Origin of the sequence: Mesorhizobium sp. M0016, assembly GCF_040324035.1 — a bacterium.
In the GTDB taxonomy this organism is placed as follows: domain Bacteria; phylum Pseudomonadota; class Alphaproteobacteria; order Rhizobiales; family Rhizobiaceae; genus Mesorhizobium.
Map to the genome: position 1 here is coordinate 209,534 of NZ_JAMYVM010000002.1, position 22,881 is coordinate 232,414.

Annotated in this window: 27 protein-coding genes; 17 read left to right on the forward strand and 10 right to left on the reverse strand. The window is 62.5% G+C overall.

From position 1 onward, the window contains the following. Nucleotides 1-90: 90 nt before the first annotated feature. The 3 genes from NKJ88_RS03795 to NKJ88_RS03805 all read left to right on the forward strand — a co-directional run bounded on the left by NKJ88_RS03795 (nt 91) and on the right by NKJ88_RS03805 (nt 2,829). Nucleotides 91-1,194, forward strand: a complete 1,104-nt coding sequence (locus NKJ88_RS03795; RefSeq protein ID WP_023828814.1) for a fatty acid desaturase family protein — start codon at nt 91-93, stop codon at nt 1,192-1,194. 86 nt (nt 1,195-1,280) lie between these two features. Further along, a complete protein-coding gene (locus NKJ88_RS03800) occupies nt 1,281-1,595 on the forward strand; it encodes a MocE family 2Fe-2S type ferredoxin (protein WP_023732724.1) in 315 nt (104 codons plus the stop codon). A 16-nt stretch (nt 1,596-1,611) separates the two neighbouring features. Then, nucleotides 1,612-2,829: an NAD(P)/FAD-dependent oxidoreductase gene (locus tag NKJ88_RS03805; RefSeq protein ID WP_352443588.1), complete on the forward strand. Its 1,218-nt coding sequence runs from the start codon at nt 1,612-1,614 to the stop codon at nt 2,827-2,829. Nucleotides 2,830-2,963: 134 nt separating this feature from the next. On the opposite strand, the gene NKJ88_RS03810 is transcribed toward NKJ88_RS03805, so the two are convergent. The 5 genes from NKJ88_RS03810 to hslV all read right to left on the reverse strand — a co-directional run bounded on the left by NKJ88_RS03810 (nt 2,964) and on the right by hslV (nt 7,187). Further along, complete coding sequence (locus NKJ88_RS03810) at nt 2,964-3,920, reverse strand: DUF1402 family protein (protein ID WP_352443589.1); 957 nt, start codon at nt 3,918-3,920, stop codon at nt 2,964-2,966. Nucleotides 3,921-4,196: 276 nt separating this feature from the next. Further along, nucleotides 4,197-5,510, reverse strand: coding sequence for an ATP-dependent protease ATPase subunit HslU (gene hslU / locus NKJ88_RS03815; protein WP_023672325.1), 1,314 nt, complete (start codon nt 5,508-5,510; stop codon nt 4,197-4,199). A gap of 1 nt (nt 5,511) precedes the next feature. Next, entirely contained in the window at nt 5,512-6,114 is a 603-nt protein-coding gene (locus tag NKJ88_RS03820; RefSeq protein WP_352443590.1) for a DUF2585 domain-containing protein, read from the reverse strand. A gap of 4 nt (nt 6,115-6,118) precedes the next feature. Continuing rightward, the gene (locus NKJ88_RS03825; protein WP_023727852.1) at nt 6,119-6,646 is read right to left on the reverse strand and encodes a GNAT family N-acetyltransferase; all 528 of its coding nucleotides are present in this window, start codon (nt 6,644-6,646) and stop codon (nt 6,119-6,121) included. Then, nucleotides 6,636-7,187: an ATP-dependent protease subunit HslV gene (hslV, locus tag NKJ88_RS03830; RefSeq protein WP_023672322.1), complete on the reverse strand. Its 552-nt coding sequence runs from the start codon at nt 7,185-7,187 to the stop codon at nt 6,636-6,638. The genes NKJ88_RS03825 and hslV overlap by 11 nt, the downstream gene beginning before the upstream one ends. Before the next feature lie 237 nt (nt 7,188-7,424). Here hslV and hisB point away from each other — a divergent pair, with 237 nt between their 5' ends. The 9 genes from hisB (at nt 7,425) to coaA (ending at nt 13,260) form a co-directional block, all read left to right on the forward strand. Then, a complete protein-coding gene (gene hisB, locus NKJ88_RS03835; protein ID WP_023727853.1) occupies nt 7,425-8,024 on the forward strand; it encodes an imidazoleglycerol-phosphate dehydratase HisB in 600 nt (199 codons plus the stop codon). Between the two features lie 4 nt (nt 8,025-8,028). Continuing rightward, entirely contained in the window at nt 8,029-8,505 is a 477-nt protein-coding gene (locus tag NKJ88_RS03840) for a DUF2628 domain-containing protein (RefSeq protein ID WP_352443591.1), read from the forward strand. A 1-nt stretch (nt 8,506) separates the two neighbouring features. Beyond that, entirely contained in the window at nt 8,507-9,157 is a 651-nt protein-coding gene (gene hisH, locus NKJ88_RS03845) for an imidazole glycerol phosphate synthase subunit HisH (RefSeq protein WP_023672319.1), read from the forward strand. 1 nt (nt 9,158) lies between these two features. After that, nucleotides 9,159-9,449, forward strand: a complete 291-nt coding sequence (locus NKJ88_RS03850; protein WP_023672318.1) for a DUF1330 domain-containing protein — start codon at nt 9,159-9,161, stop codon at nt 9,447-9,449. Nucleotides 9,450-9,452: 3 nt separating this feature from the next. After that, entirely contained in the window at nt 9,453-10,199 is a 747-nt protein-coding gene (hisA, locus tag NKJ88_RS03855) for a 1-(5-phosphoribosyl)-5-[(5-phosphoribosylamino)methylideneamino]imidazole-4-carboxamide isomerase (RefSeq protein WP_023823985.1), read from the forward strand. After that, complete coding sequence (locus NKJ88_RS03860; protein ID WP_023672316.1) at nt 10,196-11,032, forward strand: arginase family protein; 837 nt, start codon at nt 10,196-10,198, stop codon at nt 11,030-11,032. The genes hisA and NKJ88_RS03860 overlap by 4 nt, the downstream gene beginning before the upstream one ends. Further along, on the forward strand, nt 11,029-11,835 hold the full coding sequence (gene hisF, locus NKJ88_RS03865) for an imidazole glycerol phosphate synthase subunit HisF (protein ID WP_023823986.1): 807 nt from the start codon (nt 11,029-11,031) through the stop codon (nt 11,833-11,835). The genes NKJ88_RS03860 and hisF overlap by 4 nt, the downstream gene beginning before the upstream one ends. 8 nt (nt 11,836-11,843) lie before the next feature. After that, nucleotides 11,844-12,167, forward strand: coding sequence for a phosphoribosyl-ATP diphosphatase (locus NKJ88_RS03870; protein WP_023672314.1), 324 nt, complete (start codon nt 11,844-11,846; stop codon nt 12,165-12,167). Between the two features lie 133 nt (nt 12,168-12,300). Next, nucleotides 12,301-13,260, forward strand: a complete 960-nt coding sequence (gene coaA / locus NKJ88_RS03875; RefSeq protein ID WP_023672313.1) for a type I pantothenate kinase — start codon at nt 12,301-12,303, stop codon at nt 13,258-13,260. On the opposite strand, the gene NKJ88_RS03880 is transcribed toward coaA, so the two are convergent. The 5 genes from NKJ88_RS03880 to NKJ88_RS03900 form a co-directional block, all read right to left on the reverse strand. Further along, nucleotides 13,247-14,386, reverse strand: a complete 1,140-nt coding sequence (locus NKJ88_RS03880; RefSeq protein ID WP_023694619.1) for a phosphatase PAP2 family protein — start codon at nt 14,384-14,386, stop codon at nt 13,247-13,249. The genes coaA and NKJ88_RS03880 overlap by 14 nt on opposite strands. Before the next feature lie 58 nt (nt 14,387-14,444). Further along, nucleotides 14,445-15,533, reverse strand: coding sequence for a phosphatase PAP2 family protein (locus tag NKJ88_RS03885; RefSeq protein ID WP_081730953.1), 1,089 nt, complete (start codon nt 15,531-15,533; stop codon nt 14,445-14,447). Nucleotides 15,534-15,612: 79 nt separating this feature from the next. Next, nucleotides 15,613-16,251: an alpha-ketoglutarate-dependent dioxygenase AlkB family protein gene (locus NKJ88_RS03890; RefSeq protein ID WP_023823988.1), complete on the reverse strand. Its 639-nt coding sequence runs from the start codon at nt 16,249-16,251 to the stop codon at nt 15,613-15,615. A 151-nt stretch (nt 16,252-16,402) separates the two neighbouring features. Beyond that, a complete protein-coding gene (gene arfB, locus NKJ88_RS03895) occupies nt 16,403-16,837 on the reverse strand; it encodes an alternative ribosome rescue aminoacyl-tRNA hydrolase ArfB (protein ID WP_023672309.1) in 435 nt (144 codons plus the stop codon). Between the two features lie 86 nt (nt 16,838-16,923). Next, entirely contained in the window at nt 16,924-18,534 is a 1,611-nt protein-coding gene (locus NKJ88_RS03900; protein ID WP_023823989.1) for a phosphoenolpyruvate carboxykinase, read from the reverse strand. A 346-nt stretch (nt 18,535-18,880) separates the two neighbouring features. Here NKJ88_RS03900 and NKJ88_RS03905 point away from each other — a divergent pair, with 346 nt between their 5' ends. The 5 genes from NKJ88_RS03905 to NKJ88_RS03925 all read left to right on the forward strand — a co-directional run bounded on the left by NKJ88_RS03905 (nt 18,881) and on the right by NKJ88_RS03925 (nt 22,776). Next, nucleotides 18,881-19,582 carry a response regulator transcription factor gene (locus NKJ88_RS03905; RefSeq protein ID WP_010912942.1) on the forward strand — a complete coding sequence of 234 codons (702 nt, stop codon included), beginning with the start codon at nt 18,881-18,883 and terminating at the stop codon, nt 19,580-19,582. An 85-nt stretch (nt 19,583-19,667) separates the two neighbouring features. Beyond that, nucleotides 19,668-21,449 carry a sensor histidine kinase gene (locus tag NKJ88_RS03910; protein ID WP_023672307.1) on the forward strand — a complete coding sequence of 594 codons (1,782 nt, stop codon included), beginning with the start codon at nt 19,668-19,670 and terminating at the stop codon, nt 21,447-21,449. A gap of 12 nt (nt 21,450-21,461) precedes the next feature. Beyond that, nucleotides 21,462-21,923 carry an HPr kinase/phosphorylase gene (locus tag NKJ88_RS03915; RefSeq protein WP_023687429.1) on the forward strand — a complete coding sequence of 154 codons (462 nt, stop codon included), beginning with the start codon at nt 21,462-21,464 and terminating at the stop codon, nt 21,921-21,923. A 164-nt stretch (nt 21,924-22,087) separates the two neighbouring features. Continuing rightward, the gene (locus NKJ88_RS03920; protein WP_023672304.1) at nt 22,088-22,489 is read left to right on the forward strand and encodes a PTS sugar transporter subunit IIA; all 402 of its coding nucleotides are present in this window, start codon (nt 22,088-22,090) and stop codon (nt 22,487-22,489) included. Beyond that, nucleotides 22,486-22,776, forward strand: coding sequence for an HPr family phosphocarrier protein (locus NKJ88_RS03925; RefSeq protein WP_023672303.1), 291 nt, complete (start codon nt 22,486-22,488; stop codon nt 22,774-22,776). Before NKJ88_RS03920 ends, NKJ88_RS03925 begins: the two co-directional genes overlap by 4 nt. The last annotated feature ends 105 nt before the right edge of the window (nt 22,777-22,881 follow it).

Sequence of the window (22,881 nt, forward strand, 5' to 3'; positions counted from 1 at the left end):
ACCGCATGGCGCTATTTTGCGCTCGGACACAAGCGCCTGTAATGGACATATCCGTCCTGACGGATGCTGTGGCCGACGGAGGCAGCCCCTATGGAAGCGACACTATCCACACCACCGTCCCGGCGCGACTACAGCCTGATGGGCCGCGATTCCAAGCTCGCCGTCGAGACCGGGCTGGCGGCGGCCGAGTGGTATCACACCGATATTCCGCGCAAGCAGATGAAGGAGCTGATGCAGCGCTCCGACGGGCCGGCGATCCGCGACACCGCGATCTGGCTGGCCGCGCTGATCCTGAGCGCCGCCGGCGGCGCCTGGTTCTGGGGCAGCTGGTGGTGCGTGCCGTTCTTCTTCGTCTATGGCGTGCTCTACGGCTCCTCCACCGACTCACGTTGGCACGAATGCGGCCATGGTACCGCCTTCCGCACCCAGTGGATGAACGACGCGGTTTACCAGATCGCCTGCTTCATGATCATGCGCAATCCGGTGACCTGGCGCTGGAGCCACACCCGCCACCACACCGACACCATCATCGTCGGCCGCGACCCGGAAATCTCCGTCATGCGGCCGCCGGACCTGTTGCGCGTCGCGCTTGCTTTCGTCGGCGTGATCGACGCCTGGAAGGCGATGTCGGACATGCTGCGCAACGCCGCCGGCAATATCAGCGCGGCGGAAAAGACTTTTATCCCCGAACAGGAGCAGCCTAAAGCCATTCGCATCGCCCGAATCTGGACGGCGATCTATGCCGTCACCATCGCGATCGCACTGTATTTCGGTTCATGGCTGCCGCTGATGCTGGTCGGGCTGCCCCGGCTCTACGGCGCCTGGCACCATGTCATGGTCGGCCTGCTGCAGCATGGCGGGCTGGCGGAAAATGTCGTCGACCACCGGCTGAACAGCCGCACCGTCTACATGAACCCGGTCAGCCGCTTCATCTACTGGAACATGAACTATCACGTCGAACACCACATGTTCCCGATGGTGCCCTATCATGCGCTGCCGAAACTGCATGCGCTGATCAAGCACGATCTGCCGGCGCCGACGCCGTCGATCCTGGCCGGCTACCGCGAGATGATCCCGGCCTTTTTGCGCCAGCTGCGCAACGAGGACTATTTCCTCAAGCGCGAACTGCCGCCGACGGCGCGGCCCTATCGCGAGGAATTCCACAACGACGCCGTCGCCGCCGCGGCGGAATGACGATCCTGTTAGACTGTTTGTTTTGACGCAATTCCGGACGGAAAACCGCTACGCACTTTTCCTGGAATTGCTTTGGGAGAGAAAAAATGAGCGACTGGGTCGAGGCCTGTGCTGCCGGCGACATCGATGAAGAGGATGTGATGCGCTTCGATCATGGCGGCCGCACCTTCGCCATCTATCGCAGCCCCGATGACGACTACTTCGCCACCGATGGCCTGTGCACGCACGAAAAGGTGCATCTGGCCGACGGGCTGGTGATGGATGACATCATCGAGTGCCCCAAGCACAATGGCCGCTTCAATTACAAGACGGGGGCGGCACGCGGCGCGCCGGTTTGCGTCAATCTCGCCACGCATCCGGTAAAGGTCGAGGCCGGCAAAGTGCTGATCCAGATCGGGTAGGACCATGCAGGCGGGAATGGTCATCATTGGCGCCGGCGAGTGCGGCGGGCGGGCAGCCCTTGCTCTGCGCGAACTGGGCTATGACGGGCCGGTGAGGCTGGTGGGTGACGAACCCCATCTGCCCTATGAGCGGCCGCCCCTGTCCAAGGACGCAATGACGAGCGACGCGCCCGAGATCAAGACGATCGCCAGCGACGAAATCCTGGCCGAGAAATCCATCCGGCATATCCATTCCGTTCAAGCGGTGGCGATCGACCGGCCGGAGCATACGGTGCGGCTGTCGGACGGTTCGGCCCTGCCCTACGACAAGCTGTTGCTGGCGACCGGCTCGACACCGCGCAAGCTGCCGATGCCGGGATTGGGGCCGCGCTGCGTCTACCTCCGCACCTTTGCCGACGCGCTGGCCATTCGCGCCCACCTCAGCCCGGCAAACCGCATCGCCATCATTGGTGGTGGCTTTATCGGCCTGGAGCTCGCCGCTTCGGCGCGCAAGCTCGGGGCCAGCGTCACGGTCATTGAGGCGCAGCCGCGCATCCTCATGCGCGGGGTGCCGGCGGAGATCGCTGAAATCATCCATCAGGCGCATGGGGCCGAAGGCGTGACCGTGCTCACCGGTCAGGGCATCGCTGATATCGCCGACGACGGCGCTGAGGTGCACATCATGCTCGCCGATGGGCAGGACATCGTCGCCGATCTCGCCGTCATCGGCATCGGCGCCGTGCCGGTGACCGGGCTTGCCGCGGAAGCGGGCCTGACCGTCGATAACGGCATCGCCGTCAATGGCGAACTCCAAACAATCGATCCCGACATCTTCGCCGCCGGCGATTGCTGCTCGTTTCCGCTCGCTGTCTATGCTGGCCGGCGGGTGCGGCTGGAAGCCTGGCGCAATGCGCAGGAACAGGGTGCGCTGGCCGCGAAGAACATGCTGGGCGCCCGCGAAGCGCATGCCGCGGTGCCATGGTTCTGGTCGGATCAGTATGGTTTGTCGCTGCAGATCGCCGGCCTTTCGGACGAGGGCCACACCGCGGTGCGTCGCGATCTCGGCGACGGTGCTTTTATTCTGTTTCATCTGGCCGAGGATGGCACGCTGGTGGCGGCGAGCGGCATCGGTACGGGCAATGCCGTGGCGCGTGACATCAGGCTGGCCGAGATGCTGATCGCCAAGCGGGCTAGGCCGGCGCCGGTGGCGTTGAGGTCGCCGGATGTGAAGCTGAGGTCGTTGCTGGCAGCGTGAAGGGCTGACTTACCCTCCCCCTTGTGGGGAGGGTCGCTGCGAAGCAGCGGGGCGGGGGTGCGGCACCGGCCCCCACCCGGACCTGCGGTCCGACCTCCCCACCAAGGGGGAGGTAGACGGCTGAGCTAAGCCCGCTAAAACAGCGCCTTCAGCTCGTCCAGCTTGTCGTTGACCAGCCAGCCGTAATAATTCTCCTCGGGCAGTTTGACCGCCTCACCCGCTGCGCGACGTCTGTCGTTTTCAACCTTCAGCGCATAGGCGCGCTGCTCGGGATTGCCGACATTGTAGAGCGTGGCGGTCAGCCCCGGATTGCCTGAGATGTCAAAGCCGGCAATGTTTTTGTAGGCGTCGATCGATTTTCTGATCGTCGCCGCCACATAGGGCAATGTCAGATCCGGATCCATGATGGTCTTGTAGACCCCATTGGGATCGCCGACATCGAGTTCGGGCAGCCCCGACACCTTGTGCACGAGATCGCTCATCTGCAGCGCGGTCAGCGGGTTGAGCTGGCCGAGGCCAAAGGTCTGGCCGGCATAATAGGGCTGGAAGAAGGTGGCGCCGAAGCGGTCGTTGGGAAAGCTGGTGCCGCCGACGGTCTTGCCGCGGAAGGAGCGGTTCCACACCTGCTCGCGGCATTCCCACAGGTCGTAGCTGTCCGACATTGTGCACTTCTTGAATTCCGGCCGCTGCACGAAATCGGTGATGTCCTCGCCGTCATAGGCGAAGGACAGCTTGCTGGAGAGGTAGGAGATCGCCTTGACGTAGTAGGTCTGCAGCCGGTCGTAGGCATCGACATTGTAGGTGTGCTCGCCGACGATGGCGCCGACGATGTGCAAGGGGTTGATGCCGTAAGCGGCAGCCGCCTTCCTGATCTTGGCGCGCAATTCGGCGTCGTTCTGCAACAGAGCGTAGACCTTGCGGTATTTGGCCTGGAAGGTGGTGTTGGTGGCCTGGGTGCGGCGGCTGGAGGCGCCCGGTATGTCAGGCTGCACGACATTGCGGTTGCCCGCCGGCACCAATGTCGCCGCGTCAGCCGCGAACAGCGTCGCCGCCAGCGTCAAGCCGAGAATGACAAGGATCAGTTTTTTCATGCGCCGCCGCCTAGAGAATTGCCGCGCAAACTAGGTAAAGCTCCCGGTCGAGTCGAGAGCGCCCTTGCAGCCGGCAAGACGAAAGGTGGCCGCATGATACCATCCGGCCACACACGATGATGTTTGCCGGAAACTGTTGCCTAAGCATCGGCCCAAAAATCGAAACCGATTTTTGGAAAGTCCGATGCGTCGATTCAATACTGTTAGAGCGACCTTTGCGCGTCCAAAGGACGCGCGGCGCTCTAATGCCGGCGCCGGATGAACCGGCGCCCTCGTTTAAAGGATGAATCGCGACAAATCTGTGTTTCGCGAGAGGTCGCCGACATGCTTTTCCACATAGGCGGCATCGATGGCGACGCTGGTGCCGTTGCGGTCGGGCGCGTCGTAGGAGATCTCGTCTAGCACGCGCTCCATCACCGTCTGCAGGCGTCTCGCTCCGATGTTTTCGACGCTAGCGTTGAGGTCGACAGCGATGCCGGCCAGCGAATCGATGGCATCGTCGGTGAAGGTGAGGTCGACGCCTTCGGTCTTCATCAGCGCGATATACTGCTTGATGAGGCTGGCCTCGGTCTCGGTTAGGATGCGAATGAAATCGTCCTTCTCCAGCGCCCGCAACTCGACACGGATCGGCAGGCGGCCCTGCAATTCCGGCAACAGGTCGGAGGGCTTCGAGACATGGAAGGCGCCCGAGGCGATGAACAGTATGTGGTCGGTCTTCAACGGTCCGTATTTGGTCGCCACCGTCGTGCCTTCGATCAGCGGCAGCAGGTCGCGCTGCACGCCTTCGCGCGAGACGCCGGCGCCCATGCCGCCTTCGCGCGAGGCGATCTTGTCGATCTCGTCGAGGAAGACGATGCCGTCATTTTCGGTCGCGTCGAGCGCCCGGCGCACCACCTCGTCCTGGTCGAGCAGCTTGTCGGACTCGTCGTTGACCAACAGCGCGTAGGATTCCTTGACCGTCGTCTTGCGCGCCTTGGTCTTCTTGCCACCCATCGCCTTCGACAGCATGTCGTTGATGTTGAGCACGCCGATATTAGCGCCCGGCATGCCGGGGATCTCGAAGCCGGGCATGCCGCCGGTGCCGGTGTCGGCAACCTCGATCTCGATCTCCTTGTCATCGAGCTCGCCGTCGCGCAGCTTCTTGCGGAAGGAATCGCGGGTCGCCGGGCTCGCCGTCTTGCCGACCAGGGCTTCCAGCACGCGCTCCTCGGCATTGAGGTGCGCGCGCGCCTTCACGTCCTCGCGCATCTTCTCGCGCACCAGGCCGATGGCGATCTCGACCAGGTCGCGGATGATCTGCTCGACATCGCGGCCGACATAGCCGACTTCGGTGAACTTGGTGGCCTCGACCTTGACGAAAGGCGCACCGGCGAGCCGCGCCAGGCGGCGCGAGATCTCGGTCTTGCCGACGCCGGTCGGGCCGATCATCAGGATGTTCTTCGGCATCACCTCTTCGCGCATCTGGCCTTCCAGCTGCTGGCGGCGCCAGCGGTTGCGCAAGGCAATGGCCACGGCGCGCTTGGCGTCCTTCTGGCCGATGATGAAGCGGTCGAGTTCCGAAACGATTTCACGGGGAGAGAAGGTGGTCATATCACTGAATTCCACTTTGCCACTGCTTGATGGACTCGAACGGATGCAGCAGCATGATCACGTTGAGCGTCAGATTGTCCCGGATGAGGTAGCCGACACCCAGTTCGAAGATGAGGGCGAGGCCGACGACCACCCATATAGGTAGCTTTCTGGCCATCACAAACCCCAGCACCATGGCCAGCGTGTCGGACACCGAATTGATGATGCTATCGCCATAGTAATCCAGCGAAATGGTGCCGGCGCGGTAGCGCTCGATGATGAACGGGCTGTTTTCCAGGAGTTCCCAGCCGCTCTCGATGACGACGGCGAAAGCCAGGCGCAGACCGATTGGCGAGCGCGGGAACAGGAACCAGGCCAAGGCGTAGAACAGGAAGCCGTGGATGATGTGCGAGAAGGTGTACCAGTCGGAAATATGCTGGGAATTCTCCGAACTGGTCACCACACCGTGCCAGAGTTTGACGTAACCGCAGGTGCAGATCGGCGTGCGGCCCATGCCGTAAAGCGCACCGGCCTGGAAGATGAGCAGAGCGAGCACGAGCAGAAGCCCCATGCGCCAGCTGTCTTCGTAGGCCGAGTAATTTTTGGCAGTGCCCGGTGTCGCCATCAACTCATTCCCCTTCTTCCACGTCGCTCTCTTTGCCATCGACAGCCATCAGCACGGCGTCGCCATATCTAGAGTGCCTGCGATCAATGACGCGGAATCCGGCCTTTTCATAGGCGCGGATGGCACGGCCATTGCCGGGATGCGGATCGATTATGACGCGCGGCGCGCCTTCCTCGAACAGTTGCTCGACGAATTGCCTGACGATCGCCGAGCCATGACCTTTGCCAACCAGGTCAGGCACGCCGATCGACAGGTCGATGCCGAGCGTGCCGAACGGCTGGTCGGCATAGGGATGGTCCTCTTCCAGATGCGGATCGTAGCTCTGCAGATAGGCGATCGGCCTGCCGTCGAGCTCGACGATCAGCGGCTCTACAGAAATAGAGTCAATGTGCTCCCGGATTTCGGCGATTTCCGTCTCCGGATCGTCCCACCATTCGGCGACATGCGGCTCGGCCAGCCAGCCGGCGATCATCGGCAGGTCTTTTTCGGTAACCGGTCGAAAATCATAGAGCACCGGCGGGTTAGCCGGCATCGAGCGTTTCGACAACGAAGTTGTTGTTGGTGTAGACGCAAATGTCGGAGGCGATCTGCATCGCCTTGCGGGCGATCTCCTCGGCATCCTTGTCGCTGTCCATCAGCGCGCGGGCAGCGGCCAGCGCATAATTGCCGCCGGAACCGATGGCCATGACGCCGAATTCGGGCTCCAGCACGTCGCCGGTGCCGGTGAGCGCCAGCGAAACCGACTTGTCGGCCACCAGCATCATTGCTTCCAGCCGGCGCAGATAACGGTCGGTGCGCCAGTCCTTGGCGAGCTCGACGCAGGCGCGCGTCAACTGGTCGGGATATTGTTCGAGCTTGGCTTCCAGCCGCTCCAGAAGGGTGAAAGCATCCGCCGTGGCGCCGGCGAAACCCGCAATGACATTGCCGCCTTTGCCGATGCGGCGCACCTTTTTGGCGTTGCCTTTCATGATGGTCTGGCCAAGGCTGACCTGGCCGTCGCCGGCGATCACCACCTTGTTGCCCTTGCGCACCGTCACGATGGTCGTGGCGTGCATGCTCAGTTCATTCGACATTTTTAGCTCCGATTCGCGCGATCCCGATAAGGCGATTGGCGCGCGGTACGAGTGATTTCGATCGGCCATATGTATGCATGGGGCGGGTGATTGCAAACGGCGTCCGCCATGGCCGGTGGCTGTCCGCATCGCAACTGGCAATCGCCGGATCATGCTGCTAGAAGGCTTTCGCTTTCAAGCAAATGACAGCTTGGAACCCCGTCTTGAGTTTCGAACCCCTCAGCCAAGGACAAGGTCATGGCGTCCCGTTCCGCCGAAGTCAGCCGCAAGACCAAGGAAACCGAGATCAGTGTCTCGGTCCATGTCGACGGCACCGGAAAATCCGACATGTCGAGCGGCGTCGGCTTCTTCGACCATATGCTGGACCAGCTGTCGCGCCACTCGCTGATCGACATGACGGTGAAGGCGAAGGGCGACCTGCACATTGACGACCACCACACGGTCGAGGACACCGGCATTGCGATCGGCCAGGCGCTGGCCAAGGCGCTGGGCGAGCGGCGCGGCATCATGCGCTACGCCTCTGTCGACCTTGCCATGGACGAGACGCTGACGCGGGCCGCGATCGACGTGTCGGGCCGTCCGTTCCTGGTCTGGAATGTCGCCTTCTCGTCGCCCAAGATCGGCACGTTCGACACCGAACTGGTGCGTGAATTCTTCCAGGCGCTGGCGCAGAATGCCGGTATCACGCTGCATGTCACCAATCATTATGGCGCCAACAATCACCATATTGCCGAGACCTGCTTCAAGGCGGTGGCGCGCGCGCTGCGTTTCGCACTGGAGCGCGACCCGCGCCAGCCGGAAGCGGTTCCCTCCACCAAGGGATCTCTGAAAGGGTAGGCTGATGGCCATCTATGTCGTGATGGAACCGCCAGGCCGCACCGAGGCGGCCGACGCAACCGTTTTGGTCCGCGACGGTTTTTCCTGGCTGGCTTTCCTGGTGGCGCCGCTGTGGCTCGCCTGGCACAGGCTGTGGATCGAGGCGGCGCTCGCCTTCCTCGCCATGGGGCTCATCTCGGTGCTCGGCCAATGGCTGGGACTGGACTGGGCCGGCTCCGCACTGTCTTTACTGGTCTCGCTCTATATCGGGCTGGAAGGCCAAGGGCTGCGGATCGCAGCGCTGCGCCGCCGCGGCTGGCATGAATGGGGCGTCGTCGAAGCCGACAATCCTGACGATGCCGACATCCGCCAGACACTGGACGCCCAGGCGCTTGCCGACGAGCCGGCGCCGCTGCCGCGCATCGTGCCGGACGCCAGCCTGGCCCGGCCGACGCAGACCGGGCTGACGCTGGGCCTGAGCCATACGCCGGGAAAAGCCTGAGATGCGGGTTGCCATCATCGATTACGGGTCGGGCAATCTGCGCTCGGCCACCAAGGCCTTCGAGCGCGCCGCGCATGAAGCCGGCATTGCCGCTGCCATTGAGCTAACCGCCGACGCCGAGCGGGTGCGCAGCGCCGACCGAATCGTTTTGCCCGGCGTCGGCGCCTATGCCGATTGCGCGGCGGGCCTGCGCGGCGTCGCCGGCATGTGGGAAGCGGTGGAAGAGGTAGCGATCGCCAAGGCGCGGCCGTTCCTCGGCATCTGCGTCGGCATGCAGCTGATGTCGCAGCGCGGCCTGGAAAAGACCGTGACCAAGGGCTTCGGCTGGATTGCCGGCGACGTCAAGGAGATCACGCCCGCCGATCCGGCACTGAAGATCCCGCAAATCGGCTGGAACACCATCGATCTGGAGCGCAAGCACCCGCTGTTTTCGGGTATTGCGACCGGGCCTAAGGGTCTGCACGCCTATTTCGTTCATTCCTACCATCTCGACGCGACAAGGCCGGACGAAGTGCTGGCCGTCGCCGATTATGGCGGCCCGGTAACGGCGGCGGTCGCGCGCGGTAACCTTGCCGGCACGCAATTCCATCCGGAAAAGAGCCAGGCGCTCGGCCTGGCACTGATCACCAACTTCCTGCGCTGGAGGCCTTGAGATGAGCAAGAAGGGCTACTGGATGGCGATGGTCGATGTGACCGATCCGGAAAACTATCCGAAATACATCGCCGCCAACAAAGCGGCGTTCGACAAATACGGCGCGAAATTCCTGACGCGAGGCGGTCAGTCGTCAAGCCCGGAAGGGCCATCCGGCAATCGCCATGTGATCGTCGAGTTCGAAAGCTACGAGGTCGCGCTGGCTTGCTTCCATTCTCCCGAATACCAGGCAGCGCTGAAATTCCGGCGCGCTTATTCGACCTCGCATTTCGCCATTGTGGAGGGGGTCTGAACGGTGATCCTGTTTCCGGCCATCGACCTCAAGGACGGCAAGTGCGTGCGGCTGAAGCACGGCGATATGGCGACCGCGACCATCTACAATGACGACCCTGCGGCCCAGGCCAAGGCCTTCGAAGAGCAAGGGTTTGAATGGCTGCATGTCGTCGACCTCAACGGCGCCTTCAAGGGCCAGAGCGTCAACAGCGCGGCGGTCGGCGCCATCCTCAAGGCGACGAAAAACCCGGTGCAGCTCGGCGGCGGCATCCGCACGCTGGCGCAGATCGAGGACTGGCTCGACCGCGGGCTGGCCCGCGTCATCCTCGGCACGGTGGCGGTGCGCGATCCCGACCTGGTCCGGGAAGCCTGCAAGGAATTTCCTGGAAAGATCGCCGTGGGCATCGACGCCAAGGACGGCAAGGTGGCGGTCGAAGGCTGGGCCGAGGCCTCCAGCCTCGGCGTCATCGAACTGGCGCGGAAATTCGAAGGCGCCGGCGTTGCCGCCATTATCTACACCGATATCGACCGCGACGGCGTTCTGACCGGCATCAACTGGGATGCCACGATCGATCTCGCCGACGCGGTGTCGATCCCGGTCATCGCCTCGGGCGGGCTGGCCTCGATCGCCGACATCGTGCGCATGACCATGCCCGACGCAAAGAAACTCGAAGGCGCCATCTCCGGCCGCGCGCTCTATGACGGGCGCATCGATCCGGCCGAGGCGCTTGCGGTGCTGCAGGGCAAGGCGATGGAGACCCGGCCGTGAAAATCTCCATCATCCTGGCCTCCTATGACAGCGGCCACTATCACGGCGGCATGGGCCGAGGCCCGGATGCACTCATCGCCGGCGGGCTTGTCGACGCGCTGACGCTCTCCGGGCATGACGTCGTCGTCACCGATATCGGCAGGGTTGGCGACGAACAGCAGCGCGAGATCGCCACCGGCTTTGCCGTGTGCGGTGCCCTCTCCGGCGAGGTCCGCATCGCCATAGACCGCGGCCGGTTTCCCATCGTGCTGGCCGGCAATTGCCTGACATCGGCCGGTGCGGTTGCCGGCGAGGATGCCGATGCGATCATCTGGGCCGACCAGCATGGCGATCTCAACACCCCGGAGACGTCCATCTTCGGCTTTCTCGATGGCATGGCGCTGGCCACGGTTCTCGGCCTGTGCTGGAAGCCGATGGCCTCGGCCATCCCCGGCTTCAGGCCGATCGATCCGGCGCGCTGCGTGCTGGTCAACGCGCGCGATCTCGATCCGGCCGAAACGGAGCTGCTGAAGACGTTGCCGGTCATCCGCACCGAATGCCCGGACTGGGCCACGGCGTGCGGCAGGCTGAAGGCGCCGGATGCGAAGCGGGTGCACCTGCATCTCGATCTCGACGTGCACGACCCCGGGGCGCTGCAGGCCAACCGTTACACCACGCCCGGCGGCCCGGAGCCGAAACAGCTGCGCCAGGCTGTCTGCGGCATGGCCGGCCTGCTGCCGATTTCCGGCATCACCATTTCCGCCTACGATCCGGCGTTCGATGCGCAGGCCGAGGTTCCGCCGCTGGTCGGCGAACTGCTCAGCGAGTTGCTGGCGACGATGGAGAAGGGCTGATGCTGAAGGCCCGAGTCATCCCTTGCCTCGACGTCAAGAACGGCCGCGTCGTCAAGGGCGTCAATTTCGTCGACCTCATCGATGCCGGTGATCCGGTCGAGGCGGCCAAAGCCTATGACGCGGCCGGCGCTGACGAGCTTTGCTTTCTCGATATCACCGCGTCGTCCGACAACCGTGAAACCATCTTCGACGTCGTCGCCCGCACCGCCGAACAATGCTTCATGCCGCTGACCGTCGGCGGCGGCGTGCGCCAGGTGGCCGATATTCGCAAACTGTTGCTGGCCGGCGCCGACAAGGTGTCGATCAACACTGCGGCGGTGAAGAACCCGGATTTCGTCGCCGAAGCCGCCGACAAGTTCGGCAACCAGTGTATTGTCGTCGCCATCGACGCCAAGAGGGTGTCGGCGCCAAATGAGGCCGACCGCTGGGAGATCTTCACCCACGGTGGCCGCGAAAAGACCGGCATCGATGCGGTCGAGTTCGCGCGAAAAATGGTCGATCGCGGCGCTGGCGAGATCCTGCTGACCTCAATGGACCGCGACGGCACCAAGGCCGGTTTCGACATTGCGCTGACCCGCGCGATAGCGGATGCGGTGCGCGCGCCGGTGATCGCGTCGGGCGGAGTCGGCACGCTCGATCATCTGGTCGAGGGCATTCGCGACGGCCATGCCGGCGCCGTGCTCGCCGCCTCGATCTTCCATTTCGGCACTTACACGATTACGGAAGCCAAGGCGCATATGGCCGAGGCCGGGCTGCCGATGCGGCTGGACTATCCGGTTCAATCCACTCCACAAAGGCTGTAGACTGCGCCATGGCTGAATTTTCGCTGTCCGATCTGGAAACGATCATTGGCGAACGCGCCCGTTCCGGCGACCCGGACTCGTGGACGGCAAAACTGTTCGCCAAAGGCATCGACAAGGCGGCGCAGAAGCTTGGTGAAGAGGCAGTCGAGACGGTGATTGCCGCCGTCAAAGGCGACAAAAATGCCCTCGTTTCCGAAAGTGCCGATCTCATATATCATTGGCTCGTCGTGCTTGGCATGGCCGGCGTTTCGCTGGGCGAGGTGCTGAAGGAGCTTGAGGGCCGTACCGGCCGTTCGGGCGTCACTGAAAAGGCATCCCGGCCGAAAGGCTGACCGCGAGAGCCGGATGATTTCGGGCCGAGGCCTTAAATCTGAATCCGTCTCTAAATTGATAGAGGGGAGCATGATGTCGCCCGAAAACCGCTTCACACTTTTCGGCCTCATGCTCTAGAGGGCAGGAAACTCGATGGACCAGCTCGCTCCGACCGAGAAATATTCCCCCTATCGTTTCTTCTCGGCCGAGCAATGGTCGAACTTCCGCGCCGACACGCCGATGACGCTGGGCGAAGACGAGATCAACCGTCTGCGCTCACTGAACGATCCGGTCGACCTGGAAGAAGTCAAGCGCATCTATCTGTCGCTCTCGCGGCTGCTTTCGGCGCATGTCGAGGCCAGCCAGTTGCTGTTTCGCCAGCGCCAGGCCTTCTTCAACGCGCTGGATGTGGTCAAGACACCGTTCATCATCGGCATTGCCGGTTCGGTTGCGGTCGGCAAATCGACCACGGCGCGCGTGCTGAAGGAGCTTCTGGCGCGCTGGCCGTCGAGCCCCAAGGTCGATCTCATCACCACCGACGGGTTCCTGCTGCCCAACAAGGTGTTGCGACGCGACAATCTGATGGAGCGCAAGGGCTTTCCCGACAGCTACGATGTCGGTGCGCTGCTGCGTTTCCTCTCGGGCATCAAGTCGGCCCAGCGCAATGTCCGCGCGCCCGTCTATTCGCATTTGACCTATGACGTCATTCCCGGCGAGTTCGTCACCATCGACCGGCCAGACATTCTGATCTTCGAAGGCATCAACGTTCTGCAACCCGGCAAATTGCCGAAGGACGGCAAGATAGTGCCGTTCCTGTCGGATTTCTTCGATTTCGCCATTTATATCGACGCCGACGAAAAGCTGATCCACCAATGGTACATCGCCCGCTTCATGCGCCTGCGCGAGACGGCCTTCCGCAATCCGGACTCCTTCTTCCACCGCTATTCGCAGCTTTCGGAAGACGCCGCGCGTGCCATTGCGGAAGGCTTGTGGGCCAACATCAACCTGAAAAACCTGCGCGAGAACATCGTGCCGACACGGGCGCGGGCCGACCTCATCCTGCGCAAGGGCGCCAATCATCTGGTCGAGGAAGTGGCGCTCAGGAAACTGTGACCGCCGCCTCCGGGCTGGTCGCGATATCGGCCGATTGCGTATCCTGCGCCGGTCGCCGGACGTAGCGCCGGTCGGCCGGGACGAGTTTGCGCGCCGCGACATAGACAATCACCGAGACAGCAGCTGCGGCATAGCCGTCGATTGCATAGTGCCACGCCAGATAAACCGAGCTGACGGCAACAAAGGCCACATAGACAAACGCTACAGCGCCGAGACGGCGATTGTACTCCCATGCAAAAAGTGCGTTGAGCATCGCCAAGCCGACATGCACGCTGGGAAAGGCCGAAATGCCTGACGCGAAACCGGTCTGCCTGGCCTCATGAAGCCTCCACAAATATTGCTGGTAGGAAACAGCGGAATTGGAGGATTCGGCGCCGCGGGCCAGGAATGCGAGCTGTTCGCCAAACCGCGCCGTGTCGCCCGTGACCATCCCGTAAAACGCCGGACCAGCCGACAGGAACAGTCCAGCCAATATGTTGCCGACGACGATCCAAACCACCATGAAGCAGATGACATAGCGCGTTCGAACCGACGCCGTCCGGGGCGATGTCGCGACGAAGAACAAGGCGCCAAAATTGAGGACAAACCAGAATACGTTGTAATTCCACTCGATGGCAGCCCGCACGAAATCGTTTTTGGCCACCAGATAGAGCCAGCGCCACGGATCGGCGCCGAAATGCAGGAACGCATCGATGTCGGCATGCAGCACGTCAAATGGAAAGCCGTCCTGCCAGACCGGCATTCCGTTCTTCACCGAGGTGAATGTGCCTTGAAAGATCATGAGCGCCATGAGGAGGCATAGACCCGAGAGCGAATATGCCAGCCGCGATGTCGAGAACACATATTTCGCCGCCAGACGGCGCCTGATGTCGGTGCGATGTATAAGCAGGCTTATGTCAACAATAATGGCGAAGGTCGGCAGCATCAGGCCGTTCAACAATATCCACCGCCCGAAATATATCGAATACGCGCTGCGGTCGGCCGCGCCTATTGCATACAGAAAAACCAGTCCGGCCAATGTGTAGACGACGATGAACAGATAAACGCCTGAATCCCGGCGAATCAGCGGGATCGCTTGTTTGATGACTGCCCACAACTGACGGAAAACCACACTGCTCTTTGTCATTGTCCCGAGCCGACGTTGCAATGCCCGGGCACTTTATAAGGAAAATCTGTAGAATCGGTTAGTGCTGTGCGAGGACGCGCTCGCTCAAGAACGTGTCGTCATTCGCCAGCCCCAATTTGCCACAGCCCCACCAGATGGCGAGCGCCGCGGCAATGCCGACAATTCCGTCCACGGCATAGTGCCACCCGAGGTGAATCGAGCCGAAGAACAACAAGACGCCAAAGGCCAGCATGGCGTGACCGAACCTGCGATCAATTGAGTACGCGACAGCCACAAACAGCGCCGCCTGCGCGTTGTGCATGCTGGGCATGGCCGAAATGCCACCGGGCAAATCGACACGGCCAGTATAGACCTCCCAAAGAAAATCCTGTGTCAAGGATGACGACAGCGGATAGATCGAGGCAACCTCGTCGAGATAGCGCATCAGATCGGCATATGGCGAGGGTGCGCCCGGCACCATTTCCGCAAAGTAACAAGGTCCTGCCGAGGAGAACAACGTTGCTATGACCAGGCCGATCAGGATCCACGAAATGACCGTCGCCCGCCAGTAGCGAAGGCGGATCCGCTCAGGCACGCGCGGACTGACAAGCAACCCCACCCAGAACAAGAACACCAGCAGCATCCACAGAGTGTACACTATGTCCAACAGGCGAGTTACCCAAGGCATGCCGACGACCGGCTGAATGATTTGCCACGCCTGATTCCCACCCAGGAGATTTGCATCCCAGTGGGAGAAAGTTTCGTCCCACTGGAAGGGGGCGACAATCGGAATCATCATTTTGTTGTAGAGGAATGCCGCCATGAAGAGAGCCAACACGACGCTAGCGCAGAAACCCCGCGCAAGGGTATTCGACATGCCTCCGAGGGAAGCGACCGCGATGCTGACTGGTGACCCATGGCGACCCTGAACGAGCGCGCAGGAACCAACCACGGCAACAAGGATAGAGCCCAGCAAAGGCAAAAAGCGCACAATTCGACCGGTATATTCAACAATATGGGGCAGGATCGAATCGCCCCTGATTGTCGCGATGAGAAAGGTCAACACGACAAATGCGAAGATCATTGCACTGCGGCGGCCCTCACGCGCGAGCCATGCGGGAAACCGGTCCACATGCGAAGGACTTTGCACGATTTCAGAGGAAGCCATAGGAACGGCCCCAATCTTTTTGAGAACATTCCTTTGTGTCGCACCTATACTTTAACAAACAGTAAGTCGAAGAATACCTCTACTGCTCCAGGGTACGGTTGACCCGCCGCAGCGTCAGATTGATCCGGCCGCCATTTTTCAGCAGCGCCGAGGTCGACGGATAGATGCGGTCGACGCCGTGGAAGCAGAGCCGGCCTTCGCCGCCGAGCACGACGACGTCGCCGCTTTTCAGGCGGAACGATTTGGTACCGCCGTCGCGTGTGGCCCCCCTGCCCGTCACTTGGCCGACCCGGAACAGGCAATCGTCGCCAAGTGACACCGAGACCACTGGGGCCGAGAAATCGGCTTCGTCGCGATCCTGGTGCAGACCCATTTTGGCGTCCTGCGTATAGAAATTGACCAGGCAGGCCTCCGGCGGATTCGGATAGGCGGCGACCTCCCGCCACAATTGCAGCAGCGCGTCCGGGATCGGCGGCCATGGCTCTCCGGTGAGTGGGTGCGTTGGCTGGTAGCGATAGCCCAGCTCCTTGTCGGTGACCCAGCCGAGCGTGCCGCAATTGGTCATGCGCACGCTCATCTCCTTGCCGGTCCGCGGCATCGCCGGCACGTACAGCGGCGCCCGCTGTACAATTGTCCTCACCTCTTCGACCAGCGCTTCCTGCGCCGCGCGGGACAGATAACCAGGCAAGTGGCGGACGCCTTTGGGCAGAACGAGCATGACTTCGCCTCCGGTTGATACTGAAACCATGCCACCGCCAATCAGAAACGGCGACCCGAAAGCCACCGTTGTCGGCCTCCCTTTCTGTGGCAATGGCGAAACCTTGCGGCTGCGGCAGGGGAGGCCGCTTTATGCGCAGTCGGCGCGGTCCTTAGTCGTTCTCTACCCGGCCGCGCAGCTTTTTGATCGTGCCGCGCCCTGCCTTGCTTTGCAGCCGCCGCTCCACCGAGCCTTTCGACGGCCTGGTCTTCTTGCGCGGCGGCGGCGGCGGTTCCGCGGCCTTGGCGACCAGCGCCGTCAGCCTTGCCCGGGCATCGGCCCGGTTCTGCTCCTGGGTGCGGAAGCGGCCGGCCTCGATGACGATGACGCCGTCCTTGGTGGCGCGCTGGCCGGCGAGCTTGATCGTGCGCGCGCGCACGCGTTCGGACAGGCCAGCTGCATTGGCGGCGTCGAAGCGCAATTGGACGGCGGTCGCCACCTTGTTGACGTTCTGGCCGCCGGGACCCGACGAGCGGATGAAATCCTCGTGCAGGTCGCCCGGATGGATTACGGCTTCGTCTGATATGATGATGTCGTCGATAGGCATGCCGCAGTCATGGCGCGGCGGACCAAAAAAGAAAAGGCCCGATCGAGACCGCGCCTTTCAAGGATGCTTCGGTGAAGATGCCTGGACTATTCCGCAGCTTCCTGCAGGCGGGGTGCTGCGCCGAGCACGACGGCATCGACATGGCTCTCGAATTTCTCGAAGTTGACGGCGAACATGCCGACCAATCGCGCTGCCTGCCGGTCATAGGCTGCCTTGTCGGCCCAGGTCGAACGCGGGTCGAGAATGGCGCTCTCGACGCCAGGCACAGCAACCGGCACCTCGAAGCCGAAATTGGCGTCAGTGCGGAAACCGGACGCCTTCAGCGAACCGTCAAGCGCTGCGGCCAGCAAGGCGCGCGTCGCCTTGATCGGCATGCGCTTGCCGGTGCCGTAGGCGCCGCCGGTCCAGCCGGTGTTGACCAGCCAGCAATCGGCGCCGTGGCGGGCGATCAGCTCGCGCAGCAGATTGCCGTATTCCTTGGGGTGGCGCGGCATGAACGGGGCGCCGAAGCAGGTCGAGAAGGTCGCTTCCGGCTCGGTAACGCCCTTCTCGGTGCCGGCCACCTTGGCGGTGTAGCCGGAGAGGAAGTGATACATCGCCTGCGCCGGGGTCAGCCGTGCGATCGGCGGCATGATGCCGAAGGCATCGGCGGTCAGCATGATGATGTTTTTCGGGTGGCTGGCCCGTCCGCTCTTCGAGGCATTGGGGATGAAATCCAGCGGATAGGCGCAGCGCGTGTTTTCGGTGAGCCGGCCGTCGTTGAAGTCCGGCACGCGGTCGGCGTCGAGCACGACATTTTCCAGCACCGTGCCGAAGCGCTGCGTGGTGGCGAAAATCTCCGGCTCGGCCTCGGCCGACAGCCGGATCGTCTTGGCGTAGCAGCCGCCTTCGAAGTTGAAGATGCCGTGCGGTCCCCAGCCGTGCTCGTCGTCGCCGATGAGCGTACGTGACGGATCGGCCGACAGCGTCGTCTTGCCCGTCCCGGAAAGCCCGAAGAAGATCGCCGCGTCGCCGGCCGCGCCCTCATTGGCCGAGCAGTGCATCGGCATGACGCCCTTTTCCGGCAGCAGATAGTTGAGCATGGTGAACACCGATTTCTTCATCTCGCCGGCATAGGAAGTGCCGCCGATGAGCACGATCTTGCGGGTGAGATCGACCGCAATCACCGTTTCGGTGCGGCTGCCGTGGCGGGCCGGATCGGCGCGGAAGGACGGCAGGTCGATGATCGTCATCTCCGGCAAGAAACCCTCGAGCTCGGCGGCCTGCGGGCGGATCAAAAGATTGCGGATGAACAGCGAGTGCCAGGCGAATTCGGTGATGACCCGCGTCGGCAGCTTCAGCTCGGCATCGGCGCCGCCGACGAGGTCCTGCACATAGAGATCGCTATTCGCGGCGTGGACAAGGAAATCGGCGAGCAGCATTTCGAACTGGCCCGCCGAAATCGCCTTGTTGTTGTCCCACCAGACATGGGGCTCGGTGGCGCCATCGCGGACGACAAACTTGTCCTTGGGCGAGCGGCCAGTGTGCTGGCCGGTCTCGGCAAGCAGCGCGCCGCCGGCGGTCAACCGGCCCTCGCCACGACGGATCGCTGCCTCATAAAGGGCGGCCGCACCAAAATTATAATGCACCGTGCCGGTGGTTTTCAGGCCGATACGATCGATCGCGCAAGCAGAATTGCGTTTGCCGACTTCCGACATCAAGGGTCCCTTCTTCTGGATTCGCCGCACTTTGCCGGCGCGTTTCCGGCGAGCCCGCGTTAGGGGCTGAGACGGTGAGAACCAGAAAACTCGAATGATATCAAATCATTAATCGATTTAAAAATTTTGAAAGTTGTTTAAATCGTTTATATGTGCAAAAAATCACGGTGGTTGCCCAAAGGATTGGCACACAGTGTTCGTCCAACCCGTGTAGAGGTTCCGATGGGGCCGCCGGCAAGCCGTCCGCGACAGCGGGTGGAGCCTGTGCCACATTTTGTACCTAATTTGTCCTGCAAAAGCCCCTTCTCTAAGACAGAAGGGACAGCTCATGAGGGAGCCGCTTGAAATGGCAACAATCGCGCTTGTCGATGACGACCGCAACATTCTGACATCGGTGTCGATCGCCCTCGAGTCCGAGGGGTATCGCGTCGAGACCTACACGGATGGTGCGTCGGCGCTGGAAGGCCTGGCGGCGCGGCCGCCGAATCTCGCCATCCTCGACATCAAGATGCCGCGCATGGACGGCATGGAGCTGTTGCGCCGGATGCGGCAGAAGTCCGACCTGCCGGTGATCTTCCTGACCTCGAAGGACGATGAGATCGATGAGCTTTTCGGCCTCAAGATGGGCGCCGACGATTTCATCCGCAAACCGTTCTCGCAGCGCCTGCTGGTCGAGCGGGTGCGCGCCGTGCTGCGCCGCGCCAGCGCCCGCGAAGCTGCGGCAAAGGCGCCCAGCCAGCAGGCCCGTTCGCTGGAACGCGGCCAGCTCGTCATGGACCAGGAACGCCATACCTGCACCTGGAAGGGCGAGCCGGTGACGCTGACGGTCACCGAATTTCTCATCCTGCACTCGTTGGCGCAGCGCCCAGGCGTGGTAAAAAGCCGTGATGCGCTGATGGATTCCGCCTATGATGAGCAGGTCTATGTCGACGACCGCACCATCGATAGCCACATCAAGCGGCTGCGCAAGAAGTTCAAAGCCGTCGATGACGACTTCGAAATGATCGAAACCCTTTACGGAGTCGGATACCGGTTCCGCGAAGCTTGAGTTGATGCATGTCGCCCAAAAGTGGTCGCGGTTTTTGGGACGACGACATGCATAAAACCAAAGACTAGGCGGGAGCTGCTATTCGATGGCAGTGGATGTACAGCGGAGCAGACGAACGAGCGCTGTCAGGCGGTCGCGGATTCTGCCCGCATTCCTGTCGAGGTTGACGGTGCCGATGCGCCGCTTCCTCGGCCACCACATCTTTTCCAGCCTGACCCGGCGCATCCTGTTCCTCAACCTGGCCGGCCTCGCCGTGCTGGTCACCGGCATCCTCTATCTCAACACCTTCCGCGACGGGCTGATCGACGCCCGCGTCGAAAGCCTGATGACGCAGGGCGAGATCATCGCCGGCGCCATTGCCGCGTCGGCAACGGTCGAGACCGATTCGATCAGCATCGATCCGGAAAAACTGCTCGAACTGCAGGCCGGTGAAAGCCTGGGGCCGGGCTCCGACCAGCTCGACAATCTGGATTTCCCGATCAACCCCGAGCGCGTCGCGCCGGTGCTGCGGCGGCTGATTTCGCCGACGCGCACCCGGGCCCGCATCTATGACCGCGACGCCAATCTGCTGCTCGATTCGCGCCATCTCTACTCGCGCGGCCAGATCCTGCGCTACGACCTGCCTCCGGTCGAGGACGAGCAGCCGGATATGCTGGAGCGCGTGCAGAAATTCGTCTTCGACTTCTTCCGCAACAAGGACCTGCCCGTCTACCATGAGCAGCCCGGCGGCAACGGTGCGGCCTTCCCGGAAGTGGTCAAGGCGCTGACCGGCAGTCCGTCGACGATCGTGCGGGTGAGCGAACAGGGCGAGCAGATCGTTTCGGTGGCGGTGCCGATCCAGCGCTTCCGCGCCGTTCTCGGCGTGCTGATGCTGTCGACGGAAGGCGGCGACATCGACAAGATCGTCGCCGCCGAGCGCAAGGCTATTTTGCGCGTGTTCGGCATCGCCGCCCTGGTCACCGCCATCCTGTCGATGCTGCTCGCATCCACCATCGCCAATCCGCTGCGCCGGCTATCGGCGGCGGCAGTGCGGGTGCGGCGCGGCGTCAAGAGCCGCGAGGAGATCCCCGACTTTTCCGACCGCCAGGACGAGATCGGCAATTTGTCGGTCGCAGTGCGCGACATGACCAATGCGCTCTATGCCCGCATCGAGGCGATCGAAAGCTTCGCCGCCGATGTCTCGCACGAGCTGAAGAACCCGCTGACCTCGCTGCGCAGCGCGGTGGAGACCTTGCCGCTTGCCAAGAACGACAATTCACGCGGCAGGCTGATGGAGATCATCCAGCACGATGTCCGGCGTCTCGACCGGCTGATCACCGACATTTCCGATGCCTCGCGCCTAGACGCCGAACTGGCGCGTGAGGATGCCGCCACGGTCGATTTGAAGAAATTCATCACCGATCTCGTCGCCGTGTCGCGCGAAGCGACGCGCAACAAAAAGGCTGTCGAGATCGAATTCAAGGCCGCCAAGCTGCCGCAAGGCGTCAAAGGCTATTTCGTCACCGGCCATGATCTGAGGATCGGCCAGGTCATCACCAATCTGATCGAGAATGCCCGCTCCTTCGTGCCGGAGGACCACGGCCATATCGCCATTTCCCTGGCACGCTCGGGCAAGGTCAACATCGTCACCGTCGACGACAACGGCCCCGGAATCCGCGCCGACGCCATCGACCGCATCTTCGAGCGCTTCTACACCGACCGCCCGGCCGGCGAGGCGTTCGGCCAGAATTCGGGGCTTGGCCTGTCGATATCCAGGCAGATCGTCGAAGCCCATGGCGGCACGCTGACCGCCGAGAACATCCCCGGCACCAAGCCCGGCGACATCAAGGGCGCGCGCTTCGTCGTTACGCTGCCGGCCGAAGGCTGATCGCGGCTGCGCATGCCCGATCCCACCGCGGAACCCGAGAACATCCATGCCACCGCAGTCCTGATTGGCGAGCGGGGCGTCCTGATCACCGGGCCGTCCGGCTCGGGCAAGACAACGCTGGCGCTGGCGCTCATCGACCATTTCAGCCGGCTCGGGCTGTTTGCGCGGCTGATCGGCGACGACCAGCTGTTTGTCGCGGCGCGTTTCGGGCGGCTGGTCTGCCATGCGCCCGCCAGCATTGCCGGCCTCGCAGAGGTGCCCGGACTTGGTCCGAAGCCGCTTTTGTTCCAATCTGTGGGAGTCATCGACCTTACGATCCAGCTGGTTGCCGCTAACGCTGTGGAGCGTTTCCAGGAAGAGTCGAGCGCGACCATTGCCGGCTGTGTGGTGCCGCGCATCGACCTCGTTCAGCGCAACGTCACTGCGGCTTTGCCGGCGGTAATGGCGCGGCTGGCGATTGCGCCTTTCGTATGATCCGCCGCCGGTTTTTTGCTGCAATGCGTCAAATTGGCCATGGCCGACGCAATTTTGGGCTTGTCAACGCGCCGCGCGTCGACAAGATAGCGCTCCCGCCGCCTGGGATGGCCGGCGAGCATAAAAAGCGCCTGTGAAGCGGCGATGACGGGAGCCACCATAGAATGATCGGACTCGTGCTTGTAACGCACGGTCAACTGGCCGCCGAGTTCCGCCATGCCGTGGAACATGTCGTGGGGCCACAAGACAATTTCGAAACCGTGGCAATCGGCGCCGATGACGATATGGAGCAGCGTCGGCGCGATATCGTCGACGCCGTCGGCCGCGTCGACACCGGGACCGGCGTCATCGTTCTGACCGATATGTTCGGCGGCACGCCTTCCAACCTCGCCATTTCGGTGATGGAATCCGGTCGCACCGAGGTCATCGCCGGCATGAACCTGCCGATGCTGATCAAGCTGTCGTCGATCCGCAAGGGCGACAACATGGCGACCGCGCTCGACGAGGCGCAGGCCGCGGGGCGCAAATACATCAACGTCGCAAGTCAGCTGCTGAGCAGCAAATGAACGCGCTGTCGCCCGGTGAGATCGTGCGCGAGTTCCCGATCGTCAACCAGCGCGGCCTGCATGCGCGCGCCTCGGCGAAGTTCGTCCAGGTCGCCAGCGGCTTCGACGCCACCGTCCATGTCGAGAAGGATGGTCTCAAGGTCGGCGGCACCTCGATCATGGGGCTGATGATGCTGGCGGCGAGCCCCGGTTATTCGATCCGCGTCACAGCCAGCGGCGCTGAAGCCGCAGCGGCGATGGACGCGCTGGAGCAGCTGGTCGCCTCGCGCTTCGGCGAAGAGTGCTGAAGCTCTTTTTTGTTTGAGCATGATCTTGTCCGAAACCGGCTTCCACTTTTCGGGATCATGCTCCGCAAACACATGCGCGCATAAAGATTTCTTTATATCCCATTG

Coding starts and splice junctions, on each gene's coding strand:
- NKJ88_RS03795 (WP_023828814.1), top strand. CDS start 91: ATGGAAGCGACACTATCCACACCACCGTCCCGGCGCGACTACAGCCTG.
- NKJ88_RS03800 (WP_023732724.1), top strand. CDS start 1,281: ATGAGCGACTGGGTCGAGGCCTGTGCTGCCGGCGACATCGATGAAGAG.
- NKJ88_RS03805 (WP_352443588.1), top strand. CDS start 1,612: ATGGTCATCATTGGCGCCGGCGAGTGCGGCGGGCGGGCAGCCCTTGCT.
- NKJ88_RS03810 (WP_352443589.1), bottom strand. CDS start 3,920: ATGAAAAAACTGATCCTTGTCATTCTCGGCTTGACGCTGGCGGCGACG.
- hslU (WP_023672325.1), bottom strand. CDS start 5,510: ATGACCACCTTCTCTCCCCGTGAAATCGTTTCGGAACTCGACCGCTTC.
- NKJ88_RS03820 (WP_352443590.1), bottom strand. CDS start 6,114: ATGGCGACACCGGGCACTGCCAAAAATTACTCGGCCTACGAAGACAGC.
- NKJ88_RS03825 (WP_023727852.1), bottom strand. CDS start 6,646: ATGCCGGCTAACCCGCCGGTGCTCTATGATTTTCGACCGGTTACCGAA.
- hslV (WP_023672322.1), bottom strand. CDS start 7,187: ATGTCGAATGAACTGAGCATGCACGCCACGACCATCGTGACGGTGCGC.
- hisB (WP_023727853.1), top strand. CDS start 7,425: ATGGCGTCCCGTTCCGCCGAAGTCAGCCGCAAGACCAAGGAAACCGAG.
- NKJ88_RS03840 (WP_352443591.1), top strand. CDS start 8,029: ATGGCCATCTATGTCGTGATGGAACCGCCAGGCCGCACCGAGGCGGCC.
- hisH (WP_023672319.1), top strand. CDS start 8,507: ATGCGGGTTGCCATCATCGATTACGGGTCGGGCAATCTGCGCTCGGCC.
- NKJ88_RS03850 (WP_023672318.1), top strand. CDS start 9,159: ATGAGCAAGAAGGGCTACTGGATGGCGATGGTCGATGTGACCGATCCG.
- NKJ88_RS03870 (WP_023672314.1), top strand. CDS start 11,844: ATGGCTGAATTTTCGCTGTCCGATCTGGAAACGATCATTGGCGAACGC.
- coaA (WP_023672313.1), top strand. CDS start 12,301: ATGGACCAGCTCGCTCCGACCGAGAAATATTCCCCCTATCGTTTCTTC.
- NKJ88_RS03880 (WP_023694619.1), bottom strand. CDS start 14,386: ATGACAAAGAGCAGTGTGGTTTTCCGTCAGTTGTGGGCAGTCATCAAA.
- NKJ88_RS03885 (WP_081730953.1), bottom strand. CDS start 15,533: ATGGCTTCCTCTGAAATCGTGCAAAGTCCTTCGCATGTGGACCGGTTT.
- NKJ88_RS03890 (WP_023823988.1), bottom strand. CDS start 16,251: ATGCTCGTTCTGCCCAAAGGCGTCCGCCACTTGCCTGGTTATCTGTCC.
- arfB (WP_023672309.1), bottom strand. CDS start 16,837: ATGCCTATCGACGACATCATCATATCAGACGAAGCCGTAATCCATCCG.
- NKJ88_RS03900 (WP_023823989.1), bottom strand. CDS start 18,534: ATGTCGGAAGTCGGCAAACGCAATTCTGCTTGCGCGATCGATCGTATC.
- NKJ88_RS03905 (WP_010912942.1), top strand. CDS start 18,881: ATGGCAACAATCGCGCTTGTCGATGACGACCGCAACATTCTGACATCG.
- NKJ88_RS03910 (WP_023672307.1), top strand. CDS start 19,668: ATGGCAGTGGATGTACAGCGGAGCAGACGAACGAGCGCTGTCAGGCGG.
- NKJ88_RS03915 (WP_023687429.1), top strand. CDS start 21,462: ATGCCCGATCCCACCGCGGAACCCGAGAACATCCATGCCACCGCAGTC.
- NKJ88_RS03920 (WP_023672304.1), top strand. CDS start 22,088: ATGATCGGACTCGTGCTTGTAACGCACGGTCAACTGGCCGCCGAGTTC.
- NKJ88_RS03925 (WP_023672303.1), top strand. CDS start 22,486: ATGAACGCGCTGTCGCCCGGTGAGATCGTGCGCGAGTTCCCGATCGTC.